Source organism: Kitasatospora paranensis, from assembly GCF_039544005.1.
Classification (GTDB): domain Bacteria; phylum Actinomycetota; class Actinomycetes; order Streptomycetales; family Streptomycetaceae; genus Kitasatospora; species Kitasatospora paranensis.
In genome coordinates, this window is record NZ_BAABKV010000001.1 from 4,080,197 (window position 1) to 4,094,548 (window position 14,352).

7 protein-coding genes and 3 pseudogenes are annotated in these 14,352 nt (G+C 72.3%); 6 read left to right on the plus strand and 4 right to left on the minus strand.

Annotated elements, in window-relative coordinates; translation table 11 throughout:
- Nucleotides 1–439: 439 nt before the first annotated feature.
- Nucleotides 440–1,321, minus strand: coding sequence for a Fic family protein (locus tag ABEB13_RS19605; protein WP_345706538.1), 882 nt, complete (start codon nt 1,319–1,321; stop codon nt 440–442).
- A gap of 193 nt (nt 1,322–1,514) precedes the next feature.
- On the opposite strand from ABEB13_RS19605, the pseudogene ABEB13_RS19610 reads away from it, so the two are divergent.
- Both ABEB13_RS19610 and ABEB13_RS19615 read left to right on the plus strand, forming a co-directional pair.
- Nucleotides 1,515–2,499, plus strand: a pseudogene (locus tag ABEB13_RS19610) (ATP-binding protein).
- 355 nt (nt 2,500–2,854) lie between these two features.
- Nucleotides 2,855–5,212: pseudogene (locus ABEB13_RS19615) on the plus strand (SulP family inorganic anion transporter).
- Between the two features lie 40 nt (nt 5,213–5,252).
- Here ABEB13_RS19615 and ABEB13_RS19620 read toward each other — a convergent pair.
- Entirely contained in the window at nt 5,253–5,792 is a 540-nt protein-coding gene (locus tag ABEB13_RS19620; RefSeq protein WP_345706539.1) for a hypothetical protein, read from the minus strand.
- 471 nt (nt 5,793–6,263) lie between these two features.
- Between ABEB13_RS19620 and acs the strand changes: the two genes are divergently transcribed.
- From acs to ABEB13_RS19640, 4 genes and pseudogenes are all read left to right on the plus strand, one after another.
- Nucleotides 6,264–8,219: an acetate--CoA ligase gene (gene acs / locus ABEB13_RS19625; RefSeq protein ID WP_345706540.1), complete on the plus strand. Its 1,956-nt coding sequence runs from the start codon at nt 6,264–6,266 to the stop codon at nt 8,217–8,219.
- Between the two features lie 393 nt (nt 8,220–8,612).
- The gene (gene nhaA, locus ABEB13_RS19630; protein ID WP_345706541.1) at nt 8,613–9,929 is read left to right on the plus strand and encodes a Na+/H+ antiporter NhaA; all 1,317 of its coding nucleotides are present in this window, start codon (nt 8,613–8,615) and stop codon (nt 9,927–9,929) included.
- Between the two features lie 98 nt (nt 9,930–10,027).
- On the plus strand, nt 10,028–10,504 hold the full coding sequence (locus ABEB13_RS19635; RefSeq protein ID WP_345706542.1) for a phage holin family protein: 477 nt from the start codon (nt 10,028–10,030) through the stop codon (nt 10,502–10,504).
- A gap of 508 nt (nt 10,505–11,012) precedes the next feature.
- Nucleotides 11,013–11,806 (plus strand): annotated as a pseudogene (locus ABEB13_RS19640) (alpha/beta fold hydrolase).
- A gap of 404 nt (nt 11,807–12,210) precedes the next feature.
- Here ABEB13_RS19640 and ABEB13_RS19645 read toward each other — a convergent pair.
- Nucleotides 12,211–12,912: a metal-dependent hydrolase gene (locus tag ABEB13_RS19645; RefSeq protein WP_345706543.1), complete on the minus strand. Its 702-nt coding sequence runs from the start codon at nt 12,910–12,912 to the stop codon at nt 12,211–12,213.
- 190 nt (nt 12,913–13,102) lie between these two features.
- Nucleotides 13,103–14,287: a MarP family serine protease gene (locus ABEB13_RS19650; protein ID WP_100889496.1), complete on the minus strand. Its 1,185-nt coding sequence runs from the start codon at nt 14,285–14,287 to the stop codon at nt 13,103–13,105.
- Nucleotides 14,288–14,352 lie beyond the last annotated feature (65 nt).

Below are 14,352 nucleotides of genomic sequence, written 5' to 3' on the forward strand. Positions count from 1 at the left end.
GAAAAAGTTCTTCTTTCGGGTTCCGCTTTGCAGCGATCCGCGATAGAAAGGACTTACGGCCCGCGAGACCCGGCAGGACCCGAAGAGGTCAATCCGACAACGCAGTTAAGGCCCCACGGACCGCGTGCAGATGATTGGGCACCCACATGCAGCCGACCCGCTGACGGGCCGCCGCACCAGGTGAACGGGCAGGATCCCCACCTGATGGGCACTTCCGGTGCATGCTTGGTAACCCGGTACCTGCGCCAGCGGCGGCACCGGTCAGTCTCAGGTGCCGCCGCATCTGCATGCTGGGGGAAGCCGCGCCGCACCCGCGCCCCTACCCCGAAGCGCAGCCCGCCGAGCTGCGTCCGTCGCCCTTCGAAGGGCACCATTCACCCACCCGGGCGATTCCCACCGGCAGGGCGACACAGCCCGGTGACCGCGCCGGCCGGCGACCTCAGACCATCCCTCGCTGCATCGCCTCGCAGACCGCGGTGCTTTCCCGCACGCCGAGTCGCAGCGCCTCGCCGCAGTGGCCGATCCAGCGCGCCATGCCCTCCTCCGTCCCGCCCAGATACCCGGCCAGCGCCTCGCGGTAGGCCGCAGTACCGAGTTCGGCCAGCCCGACCTCGGCCGGACAGATCGCCTTCGGGTCGAGGCCCTCCGCGATCAGGACAATGCGCTGCGCGGCGCGGGCCACCACCCCGTTGTGCGCGCCGAACGGGCGCAGGGCCAGCAGTTCGCCGTGCACCACCGCGGCCACGACCAGTGCCGGCGTACCGCTCGCCGCGCCGTCCGCACGGGCTGCGAGGAGTTGCGCCAGCTGGTCGAGCCTGGCGGCCGCCTCGTCCGCAGGGGGCGCGGGCGGGAGCTCGACCTCCTGGACCTTCCGTTCGAAGCCCTCCGCCGCGGCGATCTCCACCGGGAACAGCGGCCCCGCAGGCTCGCCCTCCCGCCGCGGCCGACCGGCCGCGGGATCCGCGTCACCGGCTGCCAGCAGATGAAGCCGCGCCAGCACCTGGAGCGGAGAGTGCCGCCACACACCCAGCAGCTGGCCGGCATCGGCCGAGATGCGGAGGGCTCCACCCACCGTCCGGGCTTCCGGGTCACCGCCGAAGTCGCTCCTCCGACGGATCTCCTCCAAGGACCAGTCGGCACCGTCGAGGGCCGCCGAGGCGCGCGCCCCGCGGATGGCGGCCTCCGAGGTCACCTCTGCGGCGCGGCGGCGCATGACACGGTGCCCGTAGAGGCGGTCCACGGCCTTGCGCACCTCGGCCACGGCCTCGGGTACTCCGGACAGCGCGGCCAGCGGGGCGAGGGGATCAGTTCCAGTGCTCACCTACCCGAGGGTAATGACTGCCCGCCCGACCCCTGTACAGCAACCCCGGCATCACTCGATCGAGGCAATCCGCCCTGCCCGCACACGCGGCACCCGAAACCACCGATAGCATGCCGCTATCGGTGACGATAACGATTTCCAACACCCGTCGGCGGCGCTTCCGTGTGCCGACGCGACAGCCGGGGAGTCCCAGATGAAGATCGCCTTCGTCGGCAAGGGCGGCAGCGGCAAGACCACGTTGTCCGCACTGTTCATCCGCCATCTGGCCGCCGCCGGCCAACCGGTGATCGCCATCGACGCGGACATCAACCAACACCTGGGCCCCTCCCTGGGACTGACCGACGACCAGGCCGCCGCACTCCTCGCTGGGCGCGCACCTGCCCGCCATCAAGGAGTACCTGCGCGGCGGGAACCCGCGGATCGGCTCGGCCGACGAGATGATCAAAACCACTCCCCCGGGGAGTGGTTCGCGGCTGCTCCGGATCGTGGAGGACAACCCGGTCTACACGGCGTGCGCCCGTCCCGTCGCGCTGGACGAGGGCTCGGTGCGCCTGATGGCCACCGGCGCCTTCGCCGAGGAGGACCTCGGCGTCGCCTGCTACCACTCCAAGGTCGGCGCGGTGGAGCTCCTGCTCAACCACCTGACGGACGGTCGCAACGAATACGTGGTGACCGACATGACGGCCGGGTCCGACTCGTTCGCCTCCGGCCTGTTCACCCGGTTCGACCTGACCTTCCTGGTCGCGGAGCCGACCCGCAAGGGGATCTCGGTCTACCGCCAGTACAAGGAGTACGCCCGCGACTTCGGGGTCGCCCTCCGCGTGGTCGGCAACAAGGTGCAGACCACGGCCGACCTCGCATTCCTCCGCCGCGAGGTCGGCGAGGACCTGCTGGCCGCCTTCGGGCACTCGGAATGGGTGCGACGGCTGGAGCAGGGCGCCGAGCCGGCCCTGCGCACCCTGGAGCCGGAGAACCGGGCCGTCCTCGAAACCCTGAAGGCCGAGGCGGACGGCGCGTTCGCGCTGCGCGACCCGGAGCGCTACACCGCCCAGGCCGTCCACTTCCACCTGCGGAACGCCGAGAGCTGGGGCAACGCCAAGGTCGGCATCGACCTGGCCGCCCAGATCGACGAGGGCTTCGTCCTCGGGGCCGCCCAGTTGGACGCCGCGCCGGCCTGACCGGCCCCGCCGCCCGGCCCGCTTCCGCCGCCCGACCGGGGCCGCCGTCCGCGCTGACCTGCGCGTTCGGCGGCCCTTCCGTCGTGCGCGGCACCGCGAGTTCCCACACCTCATTCCGGCCACTCATAAAGGTGAATCCACCGCTCCGGCCTGTCGTTCGGATTCACACCGTGCAAAGATCTCATTACTCTCGGTTTACCGATTCTTGGGCCAGCCGAGCCTTGATGGTCTATGAGCCCCGCGGGCACCCGCCGCGCTCACACCATCCCGCCCAGCCGTCGCAACCCACGACAGCCGATCCGCCCGCAGCATCGCCGGACCTGACTGCGTTCGTTCCCCGGAGAGACGGGAAGCCATGACCCTCGACATTTCCGCCGCACCCATCGCCTCTGACACCACCGACCACGCGCCGCCCCCGGCCGCGCCCCGGCCTCCGACGGGCACCGGCCCCGGGCGCCGGGTGCTCCTCCACGACCTGCCCGCCTCGCTGGCGGTCTTCCTGATCGCCGTGCCGTTCTCCCTCGGCATCGCCCTGGCCACGGGCGCGCCGCTGACGGCCGGGCTGGTGGCCGCCGCGGCCGGCGGTCTCGTCGCCGGACTGCTCGGCGGCACCCCTCCAGGTCAGCGGCCCGTCGGCCGCCCTGACCGTGATCATCGCCGGCGTGATCGGCCGCTACGGCTGGCAGGTGGCCTGCGCCGTGACCGTCGCCGCCGGCCTCGTCCAGCTCCTGCTCGGCGCGCTGAGGGTCGCCCGGGCCGCGCTCGCGGTCTCCCCGCGGTCGTCCACGGGATGCTGGCCGGCGTCGGGCTCACCATCGCCATCGCCCAGCTCCACGTCGTCCTCGGCGGATCACCGCAGAGCTCGGCGCTGGACAACCTGATCGCCCTGCCGCACCAGATCAGCGGGCCGCACCTGCCCGCGCTGGCCGTCGGCGCGGTCGCCGTCGCCACCCTCTTCTGCTGGCCCCGGCTCGGTCGGCTGCCGGGGCACGCGGGCCTGATCGGGCGCCGGCTCTCGCGCCTGCCGGCAGCCCTGGTGGCCGTGGCCGCCGGGACAGCCCTATCGGTCGGCCTCGGGCTCCGACTGGCCCGGGTGGAGCTGCCCAGCTGGAGTCAGCACGCCCTCGCCGCCGCGCCGTCCACGGAGGTCCTCGCCCACGAGTGGCCCGCACTGCTCGCCGTCGTCCTCACCGTGGCAGCGGTGGCCGGCGTCGAGTCGCTGCTCTCCTCCGTCGCCGTCGACCGGATGTCCCACAGCTCCAGCGACCTGGATCGGGAGCTCCGCGGCCAGGGGCTGGCCAACATGGTCTCCGGTCTCTGCGGCGGCCTGCCGGTCGCCGGCGGCGCCGTGCGCAGTACCGCCAACGTGCAGGCGGGGGCGGTCTCGCGCTGGTCGGCCGTGCTGCACGGCTGCTGGGTGGTCCTCGCCGCGCTGGCATTGGCGGGCGGGCTGCGCCGGATCCCGCTGGCCGCACTCGCCGCGCTCGTCCTCGTGGTCGGCATCCAGATGGTGAGCTTCGCCCACATCCGCCGGGTGCACCGGCACCGGGAGTTCCCGGTGTACCTCGCGACCGTGGTCGGAGTGGTCGTCCTCGGGGTGCCGCTGGGCGTCGCCGCAGGCGGTGCGGTGGCCGCGACGGTCGCCCTCTACCGGCTGACCCGGGCGCATGTCGACGTGACCCCGGCCCCCGACGGCGTCGTCCACGTCCGCACCCACGGCCCGCTGACCTTCGCGGCCGTTCCCAAGCTCGCCCGGGCGCTTGCACAGATCCCCCGGGCGCGTCGGTCACCGTGCACCATGACGGATCCTTCCTGGACCACGCCGCCTACGAGACCGTGCACACCTGGCGGGCCGTCCACCAGGCAGGCGGCGGCCGGGTCGCCATGGTCACGGAGCAGCAGCGGACGGCCGTACTGGACCCGGACGGCACCGTCGGGGCCGATCCCGCTTCGGCCGCACACCGGTGCCGCGCCTGGACTCCCTGGATGGGGCACCACTGCATCGAACAGGCCGGCGACGATCCGCACGGCCGGCTGCTCGACGGCGTGCGCGGCTTCCAGGAGCACACCGCCCCCTGGTCCGTGAGGAGCTGGCGCGGCTGGCCAGGAGGGCCAGACCCCGTCCCAGCTGTTCCTGACCTGCGCCGACTCGCGCATGGTCACCAGCATGATCACCAGTAGCGGCCCCGGCGACCTCTTCACGGTACGCAACGTCGGCAACCTCGTCCCGGCCCCGTACGAGCCCGGCGCGGCCGACGACTCGGTGGCGGCCGCCGTGCAGTACGCGGTCGAGGTACTGGAGGTGCGTTCGATCACGGTCTGCGGGCACTCGGGGTGCGGCGCCATGAAGGCTCTTCTGGACGGCCTCCATGAGCAGCCCGGGTCGCCGACACCGCTGGCCCGCTGGCTGCGCAACGGGCGCGGCTCCCTCGCCCGGCTGAAGCGCGCACCCGCCCGCTTCGCCGACCGGCAGCCGACCGACACCGTCGAGGAGCTGTGCATCACCAACGTGGTGCAGCAGTTGGACCAACTGCTGGCGAACCCGGCGGTGGAGCGACGGGTGTCGGAGGGCAGCCTTCGGCTGGTCGGCATGTACTTCGACTTCGCCACCGCGGAGGCGTACGTGCTGGACGCGCCGAGCGGGCACTTCCACCCGGTGTCCGCCGAGTACCGCGAGGAGCAGCGGGTGACCCGCGCCCCGGCGACCGTCTGACGCCGTCCCGACCCTGGTCGACCATGGCCTGCGCCCGGGATCAACCGCGGAGCAGGCCCGCCAGGTCGGCCGGGGTCACATAGCCGGGCCACCGTCCGTCGTCGAAGAGCTTGACACCGGCGTCCTGGTAGCACTGGTCGACCAGTTGGGAGCAGATCATGTGACGGCTGTCGGCCACATATCCCTTGATGAGCGGCCCGATCGGCAGGTGGAAGCGGTGGGCGGCGAGCGCGAAGTAGTCGAGGACGCTGTACGGAACGCCCACGTAGCCGTAGGCGGCAGCCACGACGGCGGCTCGCTGTTCAGCCGTCAGGACGAAGTGCCCAGTGGACCAGAGGGCGGGCCGCCCCTCGTACACCGAGCACGGCCGCAGCAGTGCCCCGCCGGGCTGGGCCTCCACCAGTCGGTCGTCGCCGACGTAGACGAAGGCGTGTTCGTAGTCGGCGAACCCGTCGCCGTTGAGCCACTGTCCGAATCTGATCAGGCGGCCGATCCTGCCGTCCATCCGGGCGACCGCGAAGTCGCCGGGGCGGGCTGAAGCCGGCGCGCTCGCCGAGGAGGGTGGAGGGGTTCCAGGCATCGCCCGGCCCCTTTCGCCGAGGTGGTGTCACCGAGATGGAACGCCGATGGTCGGGCCCGCGGCGAGAGCCGCAGGCCCGCCCGACCAGTGGAGTACCCGCATCGCAGGTCGTCAAGGCCCTGCGCAGACAATGGCGGGGCTCCGCCGCCTTCACACGCCCTCCGGAACCACCTGTACGCCCGCGCCCGGGGGTTTGACCAAGCGCACCTCCCCTACTGCCGCACCCCGCCGGTCCACCCCGACGCGCGCCACCCCGCCCCGCCCACCCCGCCCCGCCCCGCGCCGGCAAGAGCAGCGCGCCCCTTGCCACCAGGCGCACAGAGCAGCCCCAGGAGATGAAAGGTCTACACCAATTTACGGGCGCCTCTTGTCAACACGCCCGTTCGCCTGGTGAGCTGTGCGCTGGGACACACGGGACAATCCCTCCGCACGGGATCACCCGGCACGATGAGACTCGATGAGGAGTGCGCGTTGAGCAACGAGAGCCTGGCCAACCTGCTCAAGGAGGAGCGCCGTTTTGCTCCCCCGGCGGAGCTCGCCGCCACGGCGAACGTGACCGCGGCCGCCTACCAGCAGGCCTCCGAGGACCGGCTCGCCTTCTGGGCCGAGCAGGCGCGCCGCCTGGACTGGGCCGTCGAGCCGACCGAGACACTGGACTGGTCGAACCCGCCGTTCGCCAAGTGGTTCGCGGACGGCCGGCTCAACGTCGCGTACAACTGCGTCGACCGCCACGTGGAGGCCGGCAACGGCGACCGGGTGGCCATCCACTTCGAGGGCGAGCCCGGCGACAGCCGCGCCATCACCTACGCCGAGCTCAAGGACGAGGTCTCGCGCGCCGCGAACGCCCTGACCGAGCTCGGCGTCGACAAGGGCGACCGGGTCGCGGTCTACCTCCCGATGATCCCCGAGGCCGTCGTGGCGATGCTCGCCTGCGCCCGGATCGGAGCCACCCACTCGGTGGTGTTCGGCGGTTTCTCCGCCGACGCCGTCGCCTCCCGCATCCAGGACGCCGACGCCAAGCTGGTCATCACCGCGGACGGCGGCTACCGCCGCGGCAAGGCGACCGCCCTCAAGCCCGCCATCGACGAGGCGCTCGCCAAGTGCCCGCAGGTGGAGAACGTCCTGGTGGTCCGCCGCACCGGCCAGGAGACCGCCTGGACGCAGGGCCGCGACGTGTGGTGGCACGAGCTCGTCGACCGCCAGTCCGCCGAGCACACCCCCGAGGCGCACGAGGCCGAGCACCCGCTGTTCATCCTCTACACCAGCGGCACCACCGGGAAGCCCAAGGGCATCCTGCACACCTCGGGCGGCTACCTCACCCAGGCCGCCTACACGCACAACGCCGTCTTCGACCTCAAGCCGGCCACGGACGTCTACTGGTGCACCGCCGACATCGGCTGGGTCACCGGTCACTCGTACATCGTCTACGGGCCGCTCGCCAACGGCGCCACCCAGGTCATCTACGAGGGCACCCCGGACACCCCGCACCAGGGCCGCTTCTGGGAGATCGTCCAGAAGTACGGCGTCACGATCCTCTACACCGCGCCGACCGCGATCCGCACCTTCATGAAGTGGGGCGACGACATCCCGGCCAAGTTCGACCTCTCCAGCCTCCGCGTGCTGGGCAGCGTCGGCGAGCCGATCAACCCCGAGGCCTGGATCTGGTACCGCGAGCACATCGGCGGCAGCCGCTGCCCGATCGTCGACACCTGGTGGCAGACCGAGACCGGCGCCGTCATGATCAGCCCGCTGCCCGGTGTCACCGAGACCAAGCCCGGTTCCGCGCAGCGCGCCCTGCCGGGCATCGCCGCCACCGTCGTCGACGACGAGGCCAACGAGGTGCCCAACGGCTCCGGCGGCTACCTCGTCCTCACCGAGCCGTGGCCCTCCATGCTCCGCACGATCTGGGGCGACGACCAGCGCTACATCGACACCTACTGGTCCCGCTTCCCCGGCCGCTACTTCGCCGGTGACGGCGCCAAGAAGGACGAGGACGGCGACATCTGGCTGCTCGGCCGGGTCGACGACGTCATGCTCGTCTCCGGCCACAACATCTCCACCACCGAGGTCGAGTCGGCCCTCGTCGGCCACCCCGCGGTCGCCGAGTCCGCCGTCGTCGGCGCCACCGACGCCACCACCGGCCAGGCGATCGTCGCGTTCGTCATCCTCCGCGGCACCGCGACCGACAGCGAGGAGCTGGTCGCCGACCTGCGCAACCACGTCGGCAGGACGCTCGGCCCGATCGCCAAGCCCAAGCAGATCAAGGTCGTCAGCGAGCTCCCGAAGACCCGCTCCGGCAAGATCATGCGACGCCTGCTCCGCGACATCGCCGAAGGCCGCGAGGTCGGCGACACCACCACCCTCGCCGACTCCTCCGTCATGAGCCTCATCCAGTCCCAGCTCCCCACCGCAGGCAGCGAGGACTGACCCGGACGAACCGAACCGGACGAACGGCACCCCCGTGGTGGACCGGGCAGCCCCCGGTCCACCACGGACGCCTACCCCCGGCCCATCCCCGGCCCGCCTCCGACTCACACGCCCCGGCCCGGCACGGGACGCTCACGGTGCGCGTGATCACGCACCCGTGGACGCCCGTGGCGGGCCGCTGCCCGTCCCACCTCCGGTACCTCCCGCGCGCGGGCTCCCGCAAGGTGCCGGAGGATCGTCCCAAGAACGGACCGACCGGCAGCGCCCATAGAATGGTCACCGACGAACGAGAACTGAGGCGCGCCGGGAAGTCTGGTCGGCACCGCACCACCGGTGTCTTCGCAGGTCGGAGACGTCGGGAGTCAGCCGCCGCCCCTCAGGAGGTCCTCCGCCGTGGCCACGCCGCAGCCGTCCGCACCGAACGAGCGCCGCACATTCCTCGGCCTCCTCTCCCTCCCCGAGCGGCGCTTCGTCCTGGACGCACTGCGGACGGAGACGGTCGGCGGCGTCCTGCTCCTGGTCGCCGCAGTGATCGCCCTCGTCTGGGCCAACGTCTGGCCGCACTCGTACGAGACGGTCAGCGAGTACACGATCGGTCCCGGCTCACCGCTGCACCTGGACCTCTCGCTGGAAGCCTGGGCCACCGACGGCCTGCTGACGATCTTCTTCTTCGTCGCGGGAATCGAACTCAAGCGGGAGTTCGTGGCAGGCGACCTGCGAACGCCGAGCGCGGCCCTGCTCCCGGTCGCCGCGGCACTCTCCGGCGTGGCGCTGCCGGCGATCATCTTCGCCGTCGTCAACTCCGGAGCGGGCGGGCACCCCGGCGGCTGGGCGATCCCGACCGCCACCGACATCGCCTTCGCCCTGGGAGTGCTGGCCGTGGTGGGCAGTCACCTGCCCTCCGCGCTGCGGGCGTTCCTGCTGACGCTGGCCGTCGTCGACGACCTGATCGCCATTCTGATCATCGCGATCTTCTACACCACCGGGATCACCTACTGGGCCCTGGCCGCAGCCCTGGCGGGGCTGGTGCTCTTCTGGGTCCTCAACCGCTTCGAAGTGCGCGGCTGGTACCTCTACCTGCCGCTGGCCTTCGTGATCTGGGCCCTGATGCACGAGAGCGGGGTGCACGCCACGGTGGCCGGCGTCGCGATGGGCCTGATGCTGCGCTGCCACACCAGGGCGGACGAGGAGCACTCGCCCGGTGAGCACATCGAGCACCAGGTCCGTCCGGTCTCGGCGGGCATCGCGGTACCGCTCTTCGCGCTGTTCGCCGCCGGCGTCAACCTGTCCGGGAAGTCGCTCACCGAGGTGTTCACCCAGGCCGCGCCGCTCGGCGTGATGCTGGGTCTGCTGGTCGGCAAGACCGTCGGGGTGTTCGGCGGCACCTGGCTCGCGGCCCGTTTCACCCGGGCCGAGCTCAACCCGCAACTGGTCTGGCGCGACGTTTTCGCAGTCTCCGTCCTGGCCGGGATCGGCTTCACCGTCTCCCTGCTCATCAGCGAGCTGGCCTACCCCTCCGATCCGGACCTCCAGCGGCAGGCCAAGGCTGCCGTCCTGGTGGGGTCGGTGGTGTGCGCCGCGATCGCCACCGTGCTGCTCAAGCTGCGCAACCGGCACTACCGGATGCTCTACGAGGAGGAGAACCAGGACTCCGACGGCGACGGGATCCCCGATGTCTACGCCCGGCGGACTGACGCCCCGTCCACCTGACACGCCGCCGTCCGGCCCCGGAGTGGTGTCCGACCAGCCGGTAGGGGCATGATGCTGAGCTGTCGATGGACCGAAAGCCGTGCGAAGGAGAACCGCTGATGCCCGCAGGAGTCGCAGACCCGTCCAGCAGCGGCCGGGCCCCGTACGAGGGCGAGCGTTCCGTCGGCCAGCTCTTCGCCGCAGCGACCGAGGACCTGTCCGCCCTCGTGCACGACGAGATCGCGCTGGCCAAGGCGGAGATCCGGGCCGATGTGAAGCGCGGTGTCACCGGCGGCGTCTCGGTGACCGTGGCCGGCGTCGTGGCGCTCGCGGCGATCCCGATGCTCAGCTTCGCCGCGGCGTACGGCCTGCAGGCGTTGGGGCTGACCCTCGGCTGGTCGTTCCTGATCGTGGGCGGCGCCTACCTGCTGATCGCCGCGCTCCTCGGGCTGCTGGCGATGCGCTCGTTCAAGAAGATCGAGAAGCCGCGCCGCACCATCGAGGGGGCCCAGGCCACCGCCGACGTGCTGAAGAACGCCCGCCCGCGTCCGGCCACCAAGGAGGAGATCGACCGGGCACTCGGCCGGATCTCCTGACCTCTCACCCGCCGGGACGGATCACAGCACCCCGACCACGGCGCCCCGACCCACGGCACCCCGACCACGGCGCCCCGACCCACGGCACCCGGACCACGGCGACCACCGACGGCACCCGGGCCACCGCCTCGGTCCAGGGCCCCGGCGCCGCCCCCGCCGACACCGTCACCACCGCGTCACCAGCGGCTCCGTGGCCCAATCGTGCCCGGCGCCGCGAGTGCCGGGAACGTATTCGTAGCACGGGTATGACAGGCTCTCGGTATGCCGCTGGACCACAAGCCCGTACCCGCGAAGCCCGCTGAGCCCCGTACCGGTGCCGGACGGCCCGCCGCGAGCGGACCCGCCACCGCCCCCTCACCGGCCCTGTCGCCGGTCGGGGGCCGGTCCGGCGGGCTCCGGCGCGCCGTGGAGCATCCGCTCGACCGGCCCGTGGACCCACCGCGACGTGGCCGCCAACGGCGCCCGCTTCCACGTCGCCGAGGCGGGCGAGGGCCCGCTGGTGCTGCTGGTGCACGGCTGGCCCGAGTACTGGTGGGCCTGGCGGCACCAGCTGACCGCGCTCGCCGAGGCCGGGTTCCGGGCCGTCGCACTGGATCTGCGCGGCGTCGGCGGCAGCGACCGCACCCTCGCGGCTACGACCCCGGCAACCTCGCGCTGGACATCACCGGTGTGATCCGGTCGCTCGGCGAGCGCCGCGCGCACCTGGTCGGACACGCGGCGGGCGGCTCGCTGGCGTGGGTCGCCGCGGTGATGCGGCCCTCGGTGATCCGCAGCCTGACCGTGGTCTCCGCGGCCCACCCCCGGCACCTGCGCCGCGCGCTGCTGACCGACCGGCGCCAGATCGCCGCCCTGGACCACGTCCTGGGCTTCCAGCGGCCGTGGATCCCGGAGCGGCAGCTGGTGGCCGACGAGGGCGCCCTCGTCGGCGAGTACCTGAACGCCTGGGCCGGGCCGAACGGCCTGCCGGCCGAGGCCGTGGACGCCTACCGCCAGGCCATCCGGATCCCGTCGACCGCGCACTGCTCGATCGAGCCCTACCGGTGGCTGCTGCGGTCGCTGGCCCGTCCGGACGGCATCCAGTTCGCCCGCCGGATGAAGAAGCCGATCACCGCGCCGACGCTGCACGTGCAGGGGGCGGCCGACCCCGTCCTCCTGGCGCACACCGCGCTCGGCGCGGGCGAGTACGTCGAGGCGCCGTACCGGTGGCGGCTGCTGCCCGACGTGGGCCACTTCCCGCATGAGGAGACCCCGGAGGAGTTCACCGAGGAGCTGATCTCGTGGATCCGGCAGCACGCCGACTGAGCCCGCGCACCGCCGGAACAGAAACCTGACGATTGTTCATATGACAATCGCATAGGCCGGATGGGAAGTCCGGAGGCGGTTACTCCTCTCGGCCCACGGGCATCCATCCGGTATGACCTGGATGCCCGATCGCGATGCAGCCCCGCGCCGACGCCGCCGTGGAAGCCGCACCTCGCAGGACCAGTCCCACCAGACCTCTCAGCCCCTGTCGTCCGCCTGGCCCCACGAGGCCGATCCAGGACGGCAGGAACCCTCCGGGGCACACCGGCTCGGCATCCCCCGCATCCTGGGCCGCCGCGCCCGCTGGGTCGGCGCGAGGCTGCGCCGGGAGGGCTGACGCCGAGAGGGGCCGACGCCGGTCGCCGATGCGCGGGTCGCGGATGCGTTGGTCGCCGACGCGCCGGTCAGGACGACACGGTCGGCGCCAGTGCCGTGAACCAGAGCAGGGCGAACGTCGCCACGGTCATCACCGGGACGAGGAACCTGGTCTCGACACCGTTCCCGCTGCGCTTGATCAGCACGATCTCGTACCGCTCGCGGTGCGGCCACAGCAGCGGGGCCCCCTGCTTGGTGAGGCAGTCGCCGAGCAGGTGGGCCAGGGTGCCGAGCGCGACCGCGTACGGGAGCCAGCCCGGGGCGTTCGGCATCCAGCGGTTCAGGCCCGCCGTGCCGAGGGCCGCCATGCCCATGATGGTCAGCCACGCCGTGGGCCCGTCGCCCGGCGGGTGCAGCCGCAGTGCCCGGATCGCCAGCGCCAGCAGGACGAAGGTCAGGCCCAGGGTGAAGTTCCGGCCCAGATAGCTGATGCCCGCCCAGGCGCCGAGGCCGGTCAGCGCCACGAACAGCAGCGAGTGCGTGGCGTGCCGGTGACCGCCGGAGATCCAGGCGACGAACCGGCACAGCAGCTTGGAGATCGGGCCGAGGAAGTGCGCGATCGTGCCGTCGTGGTGGTCGAGGTCCGGCAGCAGGGCGGCACCGGCGCAGAGCACGGTGCCCATGAGGATGTCGGCCGGCGCCAGGTGCACGCCGAGCAGGAGCGGGGGCAGGAACGGCGCCGAGGCCGCGTACAGCATCGCGCCGCTGACGGCGTGCGAATGACCCATCATCGTGGTCCGAGACCTCCCCTTCCGGCGGGCGCCGCAGACGCTACCAGCCCGCACGGCGTCCGTGACCCCGCCCGGAGTGGACCGGCCGTGGCCGCTCCGGCCGCCGGAGGACCGGGTACCCGCGATCGCGCCGCTCAGACCGGCCGAGGCCCGCGCGGATGTGGATGCGGGCGCGGGCGCGCGGCCCGGGTCAGAGCGCGCAGCCCTCGGTGTCCACCCGTGCGGTGGCGTTCGCCCCTTGGGCGGCGTCGTCGCGCACCTCGGCCGCCGTGAGCACGTAACCGGTGTCCGAGCTGTCCAGGGACTTCGCGAAGACCACCCCGTACACGTCGCCGGACGGCGTGAGCAGCGGGCCGCCGCTGTTGCCCTGGCGGACCAGCGAGCGGACGGAGTAGACGTCGCGGACGACTTGGCCGCGGTGGTAGATGTCGGGCCCGTTGGCCTGGATCCGGCCGCGGATGCGGGCGGGCTGCACGTTGAAGGCGCCGTTCTCCGGGAAGCCGGCGACGATGGCGCTGTCGTTGGTGCGGGCGTCGCCGGCGAAGGCGAGCGGCGGGGCGTCGAGCTTCGGTACGTCCAGCACGGCGATGTCGCGCTGCCAGTCGTAGCGGACGACAGTGGCGTCGTAGAGGCGTCCCGTCCCGCCGATCTGGACGGTCGGCTCGTCGACGCCGCCGACCACGTGGGCGTTGGTCATCACCCGGTGCGGGGCGAAGACGAAGCCGCTGCCCTCCAGGGTCTTGCCGCAGGAGGTCGCGGTGCCGACCACCTTGACCAGGCTCTGCCGGGCGCGCTGCACGGCCGGGCTCCCGGCGAGGGCCGGGTCCGGCGGGTCGACCTCGGTGATCGGCTCGCGCTCGAAGGGGTTGAAGACCTGCGGGAAGCCGTTGCGGGCGAGTTCGCGGCTGAAGTCGGAGAACCAGTTCGGGGCGTCGGAGGGCAGCGCGTCCTGGACGGTGGAGAGCACCTTCGACGTTCTGACCTGCTTGGAGACGGTCGGCAGGGAGGTGCCCGCGAGCGCCGAGCCGATCAGCCAGGCGACCAGCAGCATCGAGATGACGTTGACCACCGAGCCGCCGATCGCGTCCAGGGTCTTGGCCCGGCCGCGGCCGATGCGGCCGCGCAGCTTCCAGCCGAAGTGGGTGGTGACGGCCTGGCCGACCGCCGCGAACACGATCACCACGACGACCGCCACCACCGATGCGGTGGTGCCGGGACCGAGGTGGCGCAGCAGGAAGGGCAGCAGCTGCACCGCGATCAGGCCGCCGCCGAGGAAGCCGAGCACCGAGAGCACACCGACGACAAAACCCTGCCGGTAGCCGGAGACGGCGAAGCCCACCGCGGCGGCGATCAGCAGCAGATCCAGGACATTCACCCCGATACCCTCCCATGGACTCGGCCGACGGTGGGACGGACGGGTGCGGCCGCAGCGGCCGCGGG